This is a genomic window from Roseovarius sp. B08, assembly GCF_051417955.1.
Taxonomy (GTDB): domain Bacteria; phylum Pseudomonadota; class Alphaproteobacteria; order Rhodobacterales; family Rhodobacteraceae; genus Roseovarius.
Window position 1 is genome coordinate 1597280 of the sequence record NZ_JBPRLW010000001.1, and the last position, 15335, is coordinate 1612614.

Sequence of the window (15335 nt, forward strand, 5' to 3'; positions counted from 1 at the left end):
TTCCGCATGCGCGACGGCGAGGATTCGTAGATCCTTCAGGGGCCTAGCTGGCGCGGCGCATGCCCATCACGCGGGCGCGGGCGCGCGGGTCGCTGTCGAAGAGCGCGGCGAGCTGTTCGGTCATCACCCCGGCCAGTTGATCGGCGTCGGTGATGGTGACGGCGCGGTTGTAATAGCGCGTGACGTCATGACCGATGCCGATGGCCAGAAGTTCCACCTGCTTGCGGCGCTCGACCATGGCAATCACGTCGCGCAGGTGCTTTTCAAGGTAGTTCGCCGGGTTCACCGAGAGGGTGGAATCGTCCACCGGCGCCCCGTCCGAGATGACCATCAGGATCTTGCGGGCCTCGCGGCGGCCCGCGAGGCGGCGATGCGCCCATTCCAGCGCCTCGCCGTCGATGTTCTCCTTCAGCAGGCCCTCTTTCATCATCAGGCCCAGATGGGCGCGGGTGCGGCGCATCGGCGCGTCGGCGGACTTGTAGATGATGTGCCGCAGGTCGTTGAGGCGGCCGGGCAGTTGCGGGCGGCCTTCGTTCAGCCAGCTTTCGCGGCTCTGGCCGCCTTTCCAGGCGCGGGTGGTGAAACCGAGGATCTCGACCTTGACGTTGCAGCGTTCCAGCGTGCGGGCAAGGACGTCGGCGCAAATGGCGGCGATGGATATGGGACGGCCCCGCATGGAGCCGGAATTGTCCAGCAGGAGCGTGACGACGGTGTCGCGGAATTCCGTGTCCTTTTCGACCTTGAAGCTGAGCGGCGTGGTGGGGTTGGCCACCACGCGGGCGAGGCGGCCGGCGTCGAGGATGCCTTCCTCGCGGTCGAATTCCCAGGAGCGGTTCTGTTGCGCCTGCAGGCGGCGTTGCAGCTTGTTGGCGAGCCGGCTGACGGCGCCCTTGAGCGGCTCCAACTGCTGATCGAGGAAGGCGCGGAGGCGTTCGAGCTCGATCGGCTCGGCGAGGTCCTCGGCGTGGATTTCCTCGTCGAAGTTGGAATTGTAGACGGCGTAGTTCGGGTCGGCGTCCGAGAAGGGCTGGGGCGCGGGGGGATCGAGCGGCGCCTCGCCTTCGGGCATCTCGGTCTCGTCGCCCTGTTCCTGGTCGGCCATGTCGTCCATGCTGACCTGGGCCTGCGCCTCGTCCTGCTGCTGGTCCTGGGATTGCTCGGGATCGGCGTCGGCCTCGGCCTCGTCGCTGTCATCCTCGCCGGTGCTGTCGGGCTGTTCCTCTTCGTCCTGGTCCGTTTCGGCCTCCTGCTCCTGCTCGTCGTCGTCGAGCGCGTCGGGGTCGTCGCCCAGCTGATCGCCATAGCCCAGGTCGTCGATGATCTGGCGGGCGAAGCGGGCGAATTCGGACTGGTCGGAGAGCTTGGCCTGGAGGTTTTCGAGCGTGCCGCCGGCCTGTTCCTCGATGAAGCCCTTCCAGAGTTCCATGACGTTGCGCGCGCCGTCAGGCAGCTCGCGCCCGGTGGCGAGGTGGCGGATGAGGTAGCCCGCGGCGTTGGCCAGCGGCGCCTCGGCGGGGTCGGTGATCTGGTCATAGCCGCGGCGGCGGGCCTCGGCGCCGATCTTGGCGTCGATATTGCCGGCGGTGCCGGGCATGTGGCGCGCGCCCATCGCCTCGCACCGGGCGGTTTCCATCGCCTCGTAAAGGTCGCGGGCCATGTCGCCGGGCGGGCAGTAGCGGGTATGCGTGCCCGCGTCGTGATACTTGTGGCGCAGGGCCAGCGCATCGGCGGTGCCGCGGGCCTGCAGCACCTCGTCCTTGGTCATGCGGCGGCTGATCTGGGGCAGGCGCATGGAATCGCCCGACACCCCGGCGGGATCGACCGAGTATGAGACGTTCAGTTCCGGGTCGTCGGCCAGTACCTTGGTGGCCTCGGCCAGCGCCTTTTTGAACGGATCGGCGGGGTTGTCGGATTGCGCCATTCTGCGGGGCCCTGTCACGCTGCGGTTTCAGGAATGCAACCTAGGCTGACGGGCGCGGAATGACCAGTGGGCGCGGCGCGGAAATTGCCGCGTCAGAGGATGAGCCGGCGGCAGGTGGAGAGGCGGCGGCGCATGTCGCGGGCGGCGCGGTCGGCATGGGTGACGTCGGCGCTGCGTTGTTGCAGGCGCATGAGGTGGGCCATTTCGGACCAGCCCGACGCCTGCCAGCTGCGGGCGCGGCGCGGGTCTATGCCGGCCTCGGCGGCATGGGGCAGGGTGGCCTCCAACAGGGATTCGAAGCTGGTTTGCAACTGCCGGGTCGCGTCGCTGTCGGGATTGTGGGTCGCGCTTTGGCGCGTGGCCATGGCGGAGTAGCGCCCGGCGCAGGTGGCGAAGGCCTGTGCCTGCTCGGCGAGGGACAGGGCGTTCGATGGAGCGGCCAGCGTGCTCGTTACCAGAAAAGCCGCCGCCGCGAGGGTGTGCTTTTCAGTTTTCATGTAACGAATTTATGACGCATGTATATTTTGCGTCAATACGGCGTATATACAAAATTTGTTTCACGGCGGTAAGGATGCCGCGGGACGGTTAAGGATTGGTCAATGTGGCGGGCGGTGGGCATCGCACGTGAAAGAAGAGGTCCCGGGTCAAGCCCGGGACGCGTGGGGACGCCGGAGGCGTTCGGGCGGCTTAGCCCAGCGTACCGTCCGCCAGAAGCCGGGTCTTGCCGCGCAGGTAGGGGTGCAGGGCCTCGGGCAGGTCGACCGAGCCGTCCGCCTGCTGGCCGTTTTCCAGCACCGCGATCAGGCAGCGGCCCACGGCAAGGCCAGAGCCGTTGAGCGTATGCACGAATTGCGGCTTGCCGCCATCCGCGGGCTTGAACCGGCCATTCATGCGTCGGGCCTGGAAATCGCCGCAAACGGAGACCGAGCTGATTTCGCGAAAGGTGCCCTGACCGGGCAGCCAGACCTCGATGTCATGGGTCTTGCGCGCGCCGAAGCCCATGTCGCCGGTGCAGAGCACGATGGTGCGGTAGGGCAGGCCGAGGCGTTCGAGAATGCCTTCTGCGCAGTTCGTCATACGCTCGTGCTCATCGAGGGAGGTGTCGGGATGGGTGACCGAGACCATCTCGACCTTCTCGAACTGGTGCTGGCGCAGCATGCCGGCGGTGTCCTTGCCCGCGCTGCCGGCCTCGGAGCGGAAGCACTGGGTGTGGGCGACATAGCGGCGGGGCAGGGTGTCTTCGTCCACCACCAAGCCGTTGACGATGTTGGTCAGCGTCACCTCGGCGGTGGGCACCAGCCACCAGCCATTGGTGGTCTCGTAGCTGTCCTCGCCGAACTTGGGCAGTTGCCCGGTGCCGTACATCATCTCGGGGCGGACCAGAACGGGGTCCAGGTCTCGGACAGGCCGTTTTCCTCGACATGGGTGTCGATCATGAACTGCGCCAGCGCCCGGTGGATGCGGGCGACTGCGCCCGAGAGCACCACGAAGCGGGAGCCGGAGAGTTTCGCGGCCAGCTCGAAATCCATGCCGGGTTTGACGCCGGCGAGGTCGTAATGCTCGACCGGGGTAAAGTCGAACTCGCGGGGGTGCCCCAGCGTTTCAGTTCGACATTGTCGTCCTCGTCCTCGCCCTCGGGCACGTCGTCGAGCGCGAGGTTGGGGAGGGTCATCAAAAGGTCGGTCAGCTTCTGGTCGAGCGCCTTGGCCTCGGATTGCATCGCGGCGACCTCGGCCTTTTTCTCGGACACGAGCGCGCGGAGGCGCTCGAACTCGGCCTCGTCGCCCTTGGCCTTGGCGGCGCCCACTTCCTTGGAGGCCTTGTTCTGATCGGCCTGCGCGGTCTCGGCGGCCTGGATCTTGGCGCGGCGGTCCTCGTCCAGCGCGAGGATCTCGGACGACGCGCTCGACACCCCGCGACGGGCCATGGCGGCGTCGAACTGGGCGGGGTTTTCGCGGATGGCGCGGATGTCGTGCATCGTCTTGGTCCTTGCGTCAGGTTGAGTCGTGGGGTGGGTTGTAGCAAGTAACGCGCGAGGGATAATAGCCGATTTATTCCATATACAGGCGTTTGCGGCGCCCCTGCGACATTGCCGCAGGCCCCCCGGTTCGCGCCTTGCAAAACGCAAAAGCCGGACTTAGGTTCGCGCAAACGCGGGCCGGGGTGCTCGCAAAGCCCGAAAAGGAATAAGATTCGCATGGAAGCCATTGGCCAATTCATCCCGCTCATCCTGATCTTCGCGATCATGTGGTTCCTTCTAATCCGTCCGCAGCAGAAGAAGATGAAAGAGCACCAGGCGATGGTGGCCGCACTGCGCAAGGGTGACCAGATCGTCACGCAGGGGGGGATGATCGGCAAGGTGACCCGCGTGAAGGAAGGTGAGGAGATCGAGGTGGAGATCGCCGAGGGCGTGAAGGTGCGCATCGTGCGCAACACCGTGGCGCAGGTTCTGTCCAAGACCGAGCCCGCCGACTGATTTCGGGGCGCTCAGCCCGGCCGACAGACCCTCTAGAGACATAAAAGGCACTACAGATGCTTCAGATCGACCTTTGGAAACGTGTGGTGATTTGGGGCGTCGTGGCCTTGGGCTTGGCTTTGGCGATGCCCAACGCGTTCTATTCCCGGGTCGAGACCCATAACGACGCCACCATGGCGCTTGAGATGGGCGGCGAAGGCGAGGGGCTGCAGGAACAGGCCGAGATGTGGCCCGACTGGCTGCCTTCTGGGCTGGTGAACCTTGGTCTCGACCTGCGGGGTGGGGCGCATCTGCTGGCGGAAGTGCAGGTCGAGGACGTCTATGACGCGCGGATCGAGGCGATGTGGCCGGAGATCCGCGATTTGCTGCGCGAGGAGCGCGACCGGGTGGGGCCGATCCGCCTGCAGGACACCGACGCGCCGGAATTGCGCATACGGCTGGTCGAGAATCCCGGCGAGGCGGAGCACGCCGCGAGCCTTGTGCGCGGGCTGGCACGTCCGGTGGCCAGTGTCACTGGGGCGGGGCAGAACGACATCGCGGTCAATGTCGAGGGCGACGCGATTGTCGTCACGCTGAGCGAGGCCGAACGGCAGGCCAGCGATGAGCAGACCGTGCGCACCGCGCGCGAGATCATCGAACGCCGCATCAACGAGATGGGCACGCGCGAGCCCACGATCCAGCGGCAGGGAGCCGACCGCATCCTGATCCAGGTGCCGGGCGTGGGCAGTGCGGCGGAGTTGAAGGACATCATCGGCACCACGGCGCAGCTGACATTCCAGCCGGTTGTGAGCCGCACGACGAACGGCAACGAGAACCCGGGCGGCGGAAACGAGATCCTGCCCTCGGTGGACGAGGAGGGCGTGTTCTACATCCTGGAGCGTGCGCCGGTGGTGACGGGCGAACAGTTGGTGGATGCGCAGCCCGATTTCGACCAGAACGGGCGGCCGGCGGTTTCCTTCCGCTTCAACCCCACGGGGGCGCGGCAGTTCGGGGACTATACCGCCGAGAACATCGGCAACCCCTTTGCCATCGTGCTGGACAACGAGGTGATCAGCGCGCCGGTGATCCAGGCGCATATCCCCGGCGGCACCGGCATCATCACCGGGCAGTTCACGGTAGAGGACAGCACGAACCTTGCCGTGTTGCTGCGCGCGGGTGCGCTGCCCGCAGAGCTTGAATTCCTCGAAGAGCGCACAATCGGGCCGGAACTGGGCGCCGACAGCATCGCGGCAGGTCAGATCGCGTGCATCGTGGCCTTCGTGATGGTGCTGGTTTTCATGTGGGCGAGCTATGGCGTGTTCGGTCTGTTTGCCAATATCGCGCTGATCATCAACGTGGGGCTGATATTCGGCCTCCTGAGCCTGATCGGGGCCACGCTGACATTGCCCGGCATCGCGGGGATCGTGCTGACCATCGGGATGGCCGTGGACGCCAACGTGCTGGTGTTCGAGCGTATCCGGGAAGAGATGAAGACCGCCAAGGGCGCGTCGCGGGCGATCCAGCTTGGCTACGAAAGAGCGCTGAGCGCGATCACGGACGCGAACATCACCACCTTCATCACCGCGCTGATACTGTACGCCATGGGCTCCGGCCCTGTGCGGGGCTTTGCCATAACGCTGGGGCTGGGGATCATCACCTCGGTCTTTACGGCGATCTTCGTCACGCGCCTGATCGCGGTCATGTGGTTCGAGCGCAAGCGGCCCAAGACCGTGTTGCAGGGACGGTCGCTGAAGCTGGTGCCGACGTTCACCGACTGGAATTTCTTCAAGCGCTGGAAGCTGTCGCTGGGCCTGTCGGGGGTCCTGATCGTGGTCGCTCTGGTCTCGTTCCTGTTGCAGGGGCTGAACTTCGGCATCGATTTCCGCGGCGGAACGACGATCCGCACACAGAGCGCCGAGACGGTGGACGTGGGGCAGTACCGCGACGCCATCACGCCGCTGGAGCTGGGCGACGTGAGCATCACCGAGGTGTTCGACCCGACCTTTGGTCCGGACGAGAACGTGACCATGATCCGCATCCAGGCGCAGGATGATCAGGAAAGCGTGTCGGCGGCCACCATAGCGGAGGTCGAGGCGGCGTTGCAGGAGGTGGTGCCCGACCTGACCTTTACCTCGGTCGAGAGCGTCGGACCGAAAGTGTCGGGCGAACTGATCCAGACGGCGGTGATCGCGGTGCTTTTGGCCATCGGCGCGGTGCTGGTCTATATCTGGCTGAGGTTCGAGTGGCAGTTCGCGTTGGGCGCGGTCATAGCATTGGTACATGACGTGGTGCTGACCATCGGCATCTTCTCGGAGGTGCAGATCCAGTTCGACCTTGCGATCATCGCGGCACTGCTGACCATCGTGGGCTATTCGCTGAACGACACGGTGGTTGTTTTTGACCGGGTGCGCGAGAACCTGCGAAAATACAAGAAGAAGCCGCTGAAGGAAGTGCTGAACATCTCGATCAACGAGACGCTGAGCCGAACGATGATGACCTCTGTCACCACGCTGCTGGCGCTGCTGGCACTGTTCATTCTGGGCGGCGACGTGATCCGTGGCTTCGTCTTCGCGATGATCTGGGGCGTGATCGTAGGCACTTACAGTTCGGTTTTCGTGGCCAGCACGGTACTGCTGTGGCTGGGGGTCAAACGCGACTGGTCGAAGCCCGACGCAAATGCCGGGACGCAGTTCGCGAATATAGATGCCTGAGGTCCTGAGCGGGGTGCTGGCCACCCCGGGGCTGGTCTGGCTGTGTTTCGCCATCGGTGTCGCGGGGCTGGTGCGCGGGTTCACCGGCTTTGGCACGGCGCTGATCGTGGTGCCGGTGGCCAATATCTTCCTCACGCCCAAGGAAGTGATCGTGGTGATCATGCTGACGGGCATCGCAAGCAACGCGGTGATCCTGCGCCGGGCGTGGCAGCAGGGGGAGCCGAAGGAGGTCGGTGTCCTGGTGCTGGCGGCCCTTGTTACGGTGCCGCTGGGCCTGGCGCTGCTGGACCTGCTGGACAATGACACGGTACGTTGGATCATCACCGGCGTTGCGGCGGGGATGCTGGCGGCGCTGATCGCTGGCTGGCGTTATACGCGCCGCATCACCAAGCCGGGTCTGTTGGCGATAGGGGCCGCGGCGGGGGTCGTGGGGGGCCTGACGGGCCTGACGGGGCCGGTGGTGATTTTGTTCTACCTGTCGGGCCAGGCGGCGGTGCAGTCGGTGCGGGGCAACACGATCCTGTTCCTGGCGGCACTGGACGTGGTCCTGATCGCCAACCTGCTGTGGCAGGGGGCGGTGACGTGGGAACTGACCCTGCTAGCCGTTGTCATGTCGGTGCCCTACCTGATGACGACGCTGATCGGGCAGGCCCTGTTTGACCCGACGCGCGAGCGCCTGTATCGCTGGGCCGCCTACGGGGTGATCGCGCTGGCGGTCATTTCCGGCCTGCCGCTGTGGGACTGAGGAGGACGCAATGCGCCTGAACGAGGTGAGTTTTTCCGATGCGAAGCCGATCGACGGCTATGGCCCCGGCTTTTTCCGCGTGGGTGGAGAGGCGGTCGAGGGCGCGGTCTGCGTGGGCCCGGACGGGGTGAAAGCCTGGGGCGGGTACGAGGACAGCGCGTCGCTGATGGACCTGGTGGACAAGGTCGATGTGCTGTTCATCGGCACGGGCGCCGAGACGGCGCATGTCCCGGGGACGTTCCGCACCGCGCTGGAGGAGACTGGCATCGGCGTGGAGGCGATGAATTCGCCCGCCGCGGCGCGGACTTACAACGTGCTGATTTCGGAAGGGCGGCGCGTGGCCGTGGCCCTGTTGCCGGTCTGAGAGCGGTGGGCCGGCGATGCGCCTGACGGTTCGGGACCTTTGCGTGGCGCGCGGCGGCGTGCGGGTGCTGGACGGTCTGAGCTTTGCCGTGGCGGCGGGCGAGGCGCTGGTGCTGCGCGGGCCTAATGGCGCGGGCAAGACGACGCTGTTGCGGACGCTGGCCGGGTTGCAACCGCCGGTTTCGGGAGACGTAGAGTACCCGGCCGACAGCGTGGTTTACGCGGGCCATGCCGACGGGATCAAGCCTGCGCTGAGCGTGTCGGAGAACCTGAGCTTCTGGGCGCAGGTCTTTGGCCGCAAAGACATTTCCCGGGCCCTGGCGGCCTATGATCTGGAGGCACTGGCAGACCGGCCCGCGGGATTACTGTCGGCCGGGCAGAAGCGGCGGCTGGGGCTGGCTCGACTGTTGGTGACGGGCCGGGGGATCTGGATATTGGACGAGCCGACCGTGTCGCTTGATGCGCGTGCGGTGGGGATGTTCGCCGCAGTGGTGCGGGCGCATCTGGGCGAGGGCGGCATCGCGGTGCTGGCCACGCATATCGACCTGGGCCTGGACGAGGCGAGGATGCTGGACGTGGCGCCGTTTCGCGCGGTGCGGCAGGGGCTGGATGACTTCGACGAGGCGTTCCTGTGAAGGCGCTGCTGCTGCGAGACATACGGCTGGCCGTGCGGGCCGGGGGCGGGTTCGGGCTGGGCCTGGCCTTTTTCCTGATCGTCGTGGTGCTGGTGCCCTTCGGCGTGGGGCCGCAATCGGAATTGTTGTCGCGGATCGCAGCGGGCATCCTGTGGATCGGGGCGCTGCTGGCCTGCTTGGTTTCGCTCGACCGGATCTTCGCCCTCGATTGGGAGGACGGGAGCCTTGATTTGCTGGCGACCGCGCCCCTGCCGATGGAGGCGGTGGCCGCCGTCAAGGGACTGGCGCACTGGATCACGACAGGATTGCCGCTGGTGCTGGCGGCGCCTGTGCTTGGCGTGTTGTTGAGCCTGCCTGTGCAGGGCTATGGGCCATTGGTCCTGTCACTGCTCCTTGGCACTCCGGCGCTGAGCATGATCGGTGCGTTCGGGGCGGCGCTGACAGTGGGGCTGCGCCGGGGCGGGCTGTTGCTGAGCCTCTTGGTGCTGCCGCTTTACGTACCCACGTTGATCTTTGGCGCCGAGATGGCGCGGCGGGGCGTGGACGGGCAGGATTACACGACGCCGATGCTGATGCTGGCGGGGATCACCTGCGGCACCATCGCGCTTTTGCCTTTTGCATCGGCTGCGGTATTGAGGGTCAACCTGCGTTAATGAAAGGATCTGCGCGCGTGGCATCACTCTGGGAATACGCCAACCCGAAGAAGTTCATCGACACGACCGACAAGGTTCTGCCGTGGGTGTCGGTGCTGGCGGTGCTGTGTCTGGTAACGGGGCTGATCTGGGGGTTCTTCTTCACGCCGGACGATTTCCGGCAGGGATCGACCGTCAAGATCATCTATCTGCATGTGCCGAGCGCGCTGATGGCGATCAACGCGTGGATCATGATGCTGGTGGCATCGTTGATCTGGGTCGTGCGGCGGCACCATGTGAGTGCATTGGCAGCCCGCGCGGCCGCCCCGGTTGGCGTGGTGATGACGGTGATCGCGCTGGCCACCGGGGCGATCTGGGGCCAGCCGATGTGGGGGACGTGGTGGGCTTGGGACCCGCGGCTAACGTCGTTCCTGATCCTGTTCCTGTTCTACCTCGGTTACATCGCGCTGTGGGAAGCCATCGAGAATGACGACACGGCGGCTGACCTGACCTCGATCCTGTGCATCGTGGGGTCGGTCTTTGCCCTGCTGAGCCGCTATGCGGTGCTGTTCTGGAACCAGGGGTTGCACCAGGGGGCGTCGCTGAGCCTCGACAAGGAAGAGAACGTGGCGGACGTGTTCTATTTCCCGCTGCTGGTTTGCATCGCGGGGTTCGTGTTCCTGTTCATCGCGCTGGTGTTTTTGCGCACGCAAACCGAGATCCGGGCGCGGCGGATGCGGGCGCTTCTGGCGCGTGACCGGATGGAGGCGTGATGCCGGATCTTGGAAAATACGCCGAGGCTGTGCTGTCATCCTACGCGGTGTCGCTGGTGCTGTTGATCGCGCTGGTCGTGTTCAGCTGGCGGCGGTCGGTGCGCGTGAAGAACGCGTTGAAAGACGTTGAAAGAAAGCGGAAATCGGATGCCTAGAACCTCTTTCCTGATGGTATTGCCGCCGGTGATCTTCGCGGCGCTGGCCGCGGTGTTCTATATCGGGATGCAGCGCGATGACCCCGATGCGCTGCCCTCGGCCATCGAGGGCAAACAGGCCCCGGCGGTGGCGCTGACGCCGCTGGACGGCAAAACGCCGTTCACCGATGCCGACCTGCGCAGCGGCGGCGTGAAGCTGGTGAATTACTGGGCCAGCTGGTGCGCGCCCTGCCGGGTGGAGCATCCGCATCTGGAGGCGCTGGCCGAGGAAGGCGTCACCATTTACGGCGTGAACTACAAGGATCAGCCGGGCAATGCGCTGGGGTTTCTTGGAGAGTTGGGCGATCCCTACACGGCCATCGGGGCGGATCCGAACGGGCGCATGGCGCTGGACTGGGGGCTTTACGGCGTGCCGGAGACCTATGTGATCGACGGCGAGGGGCGGGTCGTGCTGCGCTTTCCGGGGCCGATCACCGAGCGCGTGATGGAGAGCCAGATCCGCCCCGCGATCGAGAAAGCGCGGGGCGGCTGAGACCTGTTATTTTTTGCAGGTTTCGACCTGCGCGGTTTCGCCCAGCGGGCAGGCGGGGGGCGTGTCAGGGCTGGCCAGGGCGCCGGTGATGGCCAGAAGGGCGATCAAGGCGACCTGTATGGAGATCACGTATTTTCGCATCGGTAGGCTCCGTAGATGGTTTTTTTGTTTTTGCTGCTCGTTCGTACGATCCAGTTAGGCACAACTGTCGTGCCGCGATAGTCTGAAAAAACTGACCTCTGCGCACATCGGCGTGAACTTGCAAAGATCGCGGGATGGCGCGCGGAGTATGGCCCAGGTAACGATCGCGCAGGGCGTCGGGTGCGGGCGCGCCGGCAGGAGATCGCTTTGAGGCGGTGCGATTTGGCTCGGAGCCGGTGTGCGCGGATGACGGAGCTTGCAAGGGCGCGGTGCCGGGCATCTTGCGCGGGGCAGGCGGGGTTGCTATCTGCGACGACAAGCCCGACGCATTTGATCGGGATAGCGAAGAGGCAGACGTGCAGGATCCCACCCCGCGCCTTGAGACACGCAACCTTGTGCGCCGTTACGACGGGCGCTTGGTGGTGGATGACGTGTCGCTGTCGGTGCTGCCGGGGCAGGTGACGTGCCTTCTGGGGCCGTCGGGCTGTGGCAAGTCAACGACGCTGCGGATGATCGCGGGCGTCGAGATGCAGGACGCGGGCGAAATCTGGGTCGATGGCAAGCTGGTCTGCGACACCGTCTTTCGCGTGCCGCCCGAGCGTCGCCATATCGGCCTGATGTTTCAGGACTTCGCTTTGTTTCCGCATCTTCGCGTAGGAGAGAACGTAGCATTCGGCCTTGGCGGTACGGCCGACGAGAAGGCCGCGCGCGTGGGCGAGTTGCTGGAGCGCGTGGGGCTGGAAGGCTATGCGCGGAATTTTCCGCACGAGTTGTCGGGCGGCGAGCAGCAGCGGGTGGCGCTGGCCCGTGCCTTGGCGCCGCGGCCCTCGATCATGCTGATGGACGAGCCGTTTTCGGGTCTCGACAACCGGCTGCGGGACGGCATCCGGGATGAGACGCTGGAGATCCTGCGCGAGCAGGACACCGCCGTTTTGCTGGTCACGCACGAGCCCGAGGAAGCGATGCGCATGGCCGACACGATCGCGTTGATGCGCGACGGCCGGATCGTGCAGCAGGGCGCGCCCTACAATATCTACAACGCGCCGGCGGACCGCGCGGCGGTTTCGTTCTTCAGCGACGTGAACGTGGTGCGCGGCGAGGTGCATGGCGCGCTGGCCGAGACGCCGTTCGGCCAGTTCCTGGCGCCCGGTGTGCCGGACGGGCAGGCGGTGGAGATCGTGGTGCGCCCGCAGCATGTGAAGCTGGATTTCGACCGCGCGGGCAAGGGGCCGGTGCCAACGATCAGCGACGGCACGGCGGTGCGCGGCGTGGTGAAGCGGGCGCGGTTCATGGGCGGCGAGAGCCTGGTCGAGTTCGAAATGGAATTCGGCGGACCACGCTTCAAGGTGACGGTGCCGGCGGTATTTCTACCGCAGAACGACACGCCGATGTGGCTGACCATCCGGCGCGACAAATGCTTCATATTTCCGGTGGACTGAGCCTCAGCCACCGTCCTCTTCTTCCTCGTCGGGAATGATGAGTTGCAATTCGCCGCTGGCCTCGAGCGTGCGGATGACGTTGACCACCTCGGTCATGGCGGCTTCGCCGTCCTTGGGTTTGACCTTGCCCAATGCCTCGACCTCTTCCCGCAGGGCATCGGACATGCGTTTCGACATGTTTTCGAGGATGAAGTCGGCGGAGAGGCGGGTCTCGTCGGCGGTCTGGGCATGGGCCAGTGCCTGTATCAGCGCGGCCTGATCGACATCGCGGGTGATCTTGGGCACGTCGATGGGATTGAGCCGTTCGGAGATGTTGACGAAGGTGAAGATCGCTTTGCGCACCTTGGCGGCGAAGCCCTGGTCGCTTTCGTCGAGGCCCATGAGCACGTCGTCGCGGGTGGCGGCGGGGGAGTAGTTGAGAATGGCGCCGACCCGTTCAACGGGGCCGTCGGGAAAGGCGGTTTCGGGAATGCTGTGCAGTTGCGCGGCGAGCGACAGGCCGATCCGGTCGACGGCATCGGGGGTGACCGCGCCGGTTTGAGACATGGCGACGGCGATGCGGCGCGCGGCGTCGCCCGGCATCTTGCCCAAGAGTTCGGCGGCGCGGGCCACGTCGAGCTTGGACAGCAGGACAGCGGCGACCTCGGTGCTTTCGGATTGCAGGATATCCAGCAGATCTTCGGTATCGGCGGCGCGAACCTGCTCCCACGGGTCGCCGAACTGCCGCACGCCGGCCTCCTTGCGCAGGCGGGCGGCGGTCTGCGGGCTGATGCGTCCGTCGAGAGCGGTCAGCGCCCCGGCGACGCCGCGCGGGAAGGTCAGGCCCATCGCCTCGACCTCGGAGGCGAATTCGGCCACGACATCGGCCAGGGTGGAGCGATCGACATAGCGCATCGTGCCGATCTGCTGGGTCAGGCGGCGCTGCAATTCGTCGGGCAAGTCGTGCAAGGGCACGTCGGCGCCTTCGTTGATGAGAAACCGCACGATGATCGCGGCCTTTTGCCGGCGGGTCAGCTGGGCCGCCGCGTTTGCGGACGGCCCCGGAAGCGCCAGTTGCCCAAAATTACTGCTGCTCATTCCAGTCCCCGGATCAGGTTCCGGCACACTAGGGCAGGAGGGGTGAAGAAATGTCTAAAGCTAAAATTTGAAACGGCGCCGCCCGGTCCCGGGTGCGCCGTCTCGGCTTGGGAAATGTGCGTCGGTCAGCTCATCGTCTGTTCGATGCAGGTGCCGGACGTCTTGTCCCACACCATGCCTTCGGCGCAGGAGGCAGCCTGATGCGACTTGCCAGGGCACATCGCGGCGGCGGAAAGGGTGGAGGCCAGAACGAGGGCCAGGGACGTGGTAATGGTCTTGGACTTCATGGATTGAACTCCTTTTCACTGGAACCCCGATGGTAACACGGAATCGGATTCAGACCAGTGTTTTGGTCCGGACTTGCGCGGCGTATCGCCCGATCTGCCCGGAAATTCAGCTTTCCCCGAAGACGCGGGTGAAGATCGTGTCGACATGCTTGGTGTGGTAATCCATGTCGAATTTCTCTTCGATCTGATCGGTGCCCAGGGCGGCGACGACTTCGGCGTCGGCCAGAAGTTCCTCTTTGAAATCCGTGCGCTGTTCCCAGACCTTGAGCGCGTTGCGCTGGACCATGGCGTAGGCATCCTCGCGACTGACACCGGCCTGGGTGAGGGCCAGAAGGACGCGTTGGGACATCACCAGACCTGGGAACTTGTTCATGTTTTCCAGCATGTTTTCCGGGAAGATGATCATCTTGTCCACGACGCCGGTGAGGCGGGCCAGCGCAAAATCGAGCGTCACAGTCGCGTCGGGGCCGATCATGCGCTCGACCGACGAGTGCGAGATGTCGCGCTCGTGCCAGAGGGCCACGTTTTCCATCGCGGGGATCACGGCCATGCGGACGAGGCGGGCGAGGCCGGTCAGGTTTTCGGTCAGAACCGGGTTCTTCTTGTGCGGCATGGCGGACGAGCCTTTCTGGCCCATCGAGAAGAATTCGGCGCCCTCGAGGACCTCGGTGCGCTGCATGTGGCGGATCTCAATGGCGACGTTCTCGATCGAGGAGGCGATGACGCCGAGGGTCGCGAAGAAGGCGGCGTGGCGGTCGCGCGGGGGATGACCTGCGTGCTGATCGGTTCGGGGGTGAGGCCCAATTGCTTGCAGACATGTTCCTCGACCCGCGGGTCGATATTGGCGAAGGTGCCGACCGCGCCGGAGATGGCGCCCGTGGCGACCTCGGCGCGGGCGGTGCGCAGGCGTGTGAGGTTGCGGTCCATCTCGGCGTAGAAACGCGCGAAGGTGAGGCCCATGGTCGTGGGTTCGGCATGGATACCGTGCGAACGGCCAACGCGCAGGGTCATCTTGTGCTCGAAGGCGCGGCGCTTGAGGGCGGCGAGCAGGTTCTCCATGTCGGCGATCAGCAGGTCGGCGGCGCGCACGAGTTGGACGTTGAGGCAGGTGTCCAGAACGTCCGACGAGGTCATGCCCTGGTGGACGAAGCGGGCTTCCTCGGAGCCCACATGCTCGGCCAGGTGGGTGAGGAAGGCGATGACGTCATGCTTGGTCACGGCCTCGATCTCGTCGATCCGGGCGACGTCGAATTGCACATCCTTGGCCTTCCACACGGCCTCGGCATTCTCTCGCGGGATCACGCCAAGGTCGGCCATGGCGTCGCAGGCATGGGCCTCGATCTCGTACCAGATGCGGAACTTGGTGGCGGGTTCCCAGATGGCGACCATGTCGGGGCGGGAATAGCGAGGGATCATGCGAACGGACCTTTGGATTGAATGGGTGTCGGGCGCGGTTTAGACGGAGGAAC

15 protein-coding genes and 2 pseudogenes are annotated in these 15335 nt (G+C 65.3%); 10 read left to right on the top strand and 7 right to left on the bottom strand.

Annotated features, from left to right (window positions below; genetic code table 11):
* Nucleotides 1-43: 43 nt before the first annotated feature.
* From cobT to serS, 3 genes and pseudogenes are all read right to left on the bottom strand, one after another.
* Nucleotides 44-1921: a cobaltochelatase subunit CobT gene (gene cobT / locus ACSQ76_RS08085; RefSeq protein WP_437156172.1), complete on the bottom strand. Its 1878-nt coding sequence runs from the start codon at nucleotides 1919-1921 to the stop codon at nucleotides 44-46.
* A 92-nt stretch (nucleotides 1922-2013) separates the two neighbouring features.
* Nucleotides 2014-2418, bottom strand: a complete 405-nt coding sequence (locus tag ACSQ76_RS08090) for a hypothetical protein (protein ID WP_437156173.1) — start codon at nucleotides 2416-2418, stop codon at nucleotides 2014-2016.
* Between the two features lie 190 nt (nucleotides 2419-2608).
* A pseudogene (serS, locus tag ACSQ76_RS08095) lies at nucleotides 2609-3899 on the bottom strand (serine--tRNA ligase).
* A 219-nt stretch (nucleotides 3900-4118) separates the two neighbouring features.
* Here serS and yajC point away from each other — a divergent pair.
* From yajC to ACSQ76_RS08140, 9 genes are read left to right on the top strand one after another with little or no spacing between them, the layout of a single operon-like run.
* Nucleotides 4119-4397, top strand: coding sequence for a preprotein translocase subunit YajC (yajC, locus tag ACSQ76_RS08100; protein WP_306129312.1), 279 nt, complete (start codon nucleotides 4119-4121; stop codon nucleotides 4395-4397).
* A 56-nt stretch (nucleotides 4398-4453) separates the two neighbouring features.
* A complete protein-coding gene (gene secD, locus ACSQ76_RS08105; protein WP_306129313.1) occupies nucleotides 4454-7087 on the top strand; it encodes a protein translocase subunit SecD in 2634 nt (877 codons plus the stop codon).
* Entirely contained in the window at nucleotides 7080-7832 is a 753-nt protein-coding gene (locus ACSQ76_RS08110; RefSeq protein ID WP_437156174.1) for a TSUP family transporter, read from the top strand. The genes secD and ACSQ76_RS08110 overlap by 8 nt, the downstream gene beginning before the upstream one ends.
* Before the next feature lie 10 nt (nucleotides 7833-7842).
* A complete protein-coding gene (locus tag ACSQ76_RS08115; protein WP_437156175.1) occupies nucleotides 7843-8196 on the top strand; it encodes an Mth938-like domain-containing protein in 354 nt (117 codons plus the stop codon).
* A 16-nt stretch (nucleotides 8197-8212) separates the two neighbouring features.
* Complete coding sequence (ccmA, locus tag ACSQ76_RS08120) at nucleotides 8213-8830, top strand: heme ABC exporter ATP-binding protein CcmA (protein WP_437156176.1); 618 nt, start codon at nucleotides 8213-8215, stop codon at nucleotides 8828-8830.
* Nucleotides 8827-9483 carry a heme exporter protein CcmB gene (ccmB, locus tag ACSQ76_RS08125; RefSeq protein ID WP_437156177.1) on the top strand — a complete coding sequence of 219 codons (657 nt, stop codon included), beginning with the start codon at nucleotides 8827-8829 and terminating at the stop codon, nucleotides 9481-9483. The genes ccmA and ccmB overlap by 4 nt, the downstream gene beginning before the upstream one ends.
* Nucleotides 9484-9500: 17 nt before the next feature.
* Entirely contained in the window at nucleotides 9501-10235 is a 735-nt protein-coding gene (locus ACSQ76_RS08130) for a heme ABC transporter permease (protein ID WP_437156178.1), read from the top strand.
* Nucleotides 10235-10390 carry a heme exporter protein CcmD gene (gene ccmD / locus ACSQ76_RS08135; protein ID WP_437156179.1) on the top strand — a complete coding sequence of 52 codons (156 nt, stop codon included), beginning with the start codon at nucleotides 10235-10237 and terminating at the stop codon, nucleotides 10388-10390. Before ACSQ76_RS08130 ends, ccmD begins: the two co-directional genes overlap by 1 nt.
* Nucleotides 10383-10922, top strand: coding sequence for a DsbE family thiol:disulfide interchange protein (locus ACSQ76_RS08140; protein ID WP_437156180.1), 540 nt, complete (start codon nucleotides 10383-10385; stop codon nucleotides 10920-10922). Before ccmD ends, ACSQ76_RS08140 begins: the two co-directional genes overlap by 8 nt.
* Nucleotides 10923-10928: 6 nt before the next feature.
* Here ACSQ76_RS08140 and ACSQ76_RS08145 read toward each other — a convergent pair whose 3' ends face one another.
* Nucleotides 10929-11063 carry a hypothetical protein gene (locus tag ACSQ76_RS08145; RefSeq protein WP_306129733.1) on the bottom strand — a complete coding sequence of 45 codons (135 nt, stop codon included), beginning with the start codon at nucleotides 11061-11063 and terminating at the stop codon, nucleotides 10929-10931.
* Between the two features lie 356 nt (nucleotides 11064-11419).
* Between ACSQ76_RS08145 and ACSQ76_RS08150 the strand changes: the two genes are divergently transcribed.
* Complete coding sequence (locus ACSQ76_RS08150; RefSeq protein WP_306129732.1) at nucleotides 11420-12502, top strand: ABC transporter ATP-binding protein; 1083 nt, start codon at nucleotides 11420-11422, stop codon at nucleotides 12500-12502.
* A gap of 3 nt (nucleotides 12503-12505) precedes the next feature.
* Here ACSQ76_RS08150 and ACSQ76_RS08155 read toward each other — a convergent pair whose 3' ends face one another.
* The 3 genes and pseudogenes from ACSQ76_RS08155 to purB form a co-directional block, all read right to left on the bottom strand.
* Nucleotides 12506-13579: a flagellar motor switch protein FliG gene (locus tag ACSQ76_RS08155; RefSeq protein WP_437156181.1), complete on the bottom strand. Its 1074-nt coding sequence runs from the start codon at nucleotides 13577-13579 to the stop codon at nucleotides 12506-12508.
* A 125-nt stretch (nucleotides 13580-13704) separates the two neighbouring features.
* Entirely contained in the window at nucleotides 13705-13866 is a 162-nt protein-coding gene (locus ACSQ76_RS08160) for a hypothetical protein (RefSeq protein ID WP_306129730.1), read from the bottom strand.
* Nucleotides 13867-13972: 106 nt separating this feature from the next.
* Nucleotides 13973-15282: pseudogene (purB, locus tag ACSQ76_RS08165) on the bottom strand (adenylosuccinate lyase).
* Between the last annotated feature and the right edge of the window lie 53 nt (nucleotides 15283-15335).

Bases quoted from the DNA above. Each gene is read 5' to 3' on its own strand.
- cobT (WP_437156172.1), bottom strand. From the start codon at position 1,921: ATGGCGCAATCCGACAACCCCGCCGATCCGTTCAAAAAGGCGCTGGCC.
- ACSQ76_RS08090 (WP_437156173.1), bottom strand. From the start codon at position 2,418: ATGAAAACTGAAAAGCACACCCTCGCGGCGGCGGCTTTTCTGGTAACG.
- yajC (WP_306129312.1), top strand. From the start codon at position 4,119: ATGGAAGCCATTGGCCAATTCATCCCGCTCATCCTGATCTTCGCGATC.
- secD (WP_306129313.1), top strand. From the start codon at position 4,454: ATGCTTCAGATCGACCTTTGGAAACGTGTGGTGATTTGGGGCGTCGTG.
- ACSQ76_RS08110 (WP_437156174.1), top strand. From the start codon at position 7,080: ATGCCTGAGGTCCTGAGCGGGGTGCTGGCCACCCCGGGGCTGGTCTGG.
- ACSQ76_RS08115 (WP_437156175.1), top strand. From the start codon at position 7,843: ATGCGCCTGAACGAGGTGAGTTTTTCCGATGCGAAGCCGATCGACGGC.
- ccmA (WP_437156176.1), top strand. From the start codon at position 8,213: ATGCGCCTGACGGTTCGGGACCTTTGCGTGGCGCGCGGCGGCGTGCGG.
- ccmD (WP_437156179.1), top strand. From the start codon at position 10,235: ATGCCGGATCTTGGAAAATACGCCGAGGCTGTGCTGTCATCCTACGCG.
- ACSQ76_RS08140 (WP_437156180.1), top strand. From the start codon at position 10,383: ATGCCTAGAACCTCTTTCCTGATGGTATTGCCGCCGGTGATCTTCGCG.
- ACSQ76_RS08145 (WP_306129733.1), bottom strand. From the start codon at position 11,063: ATGCGAAAATACGTGATCTCCATACAGGTCGCCTTGATCGCCCTTCTG.
- ACSQ76_RS08155 (WP_437156181.1), bottom strand. From the start codon at position 13,579: ATGAGCAGCAGTAATTTTGGGCAACTGGCGCTTCCGGGGCCGTCCGCA.
- ACSQ76_RS08160 (WP_306129730.1), bottom strand. From the start codon at position 13,866: ATGAAGTCCAAGACCATTACCACGTCCCTGGCCCTCGTTCTGGCCTCC.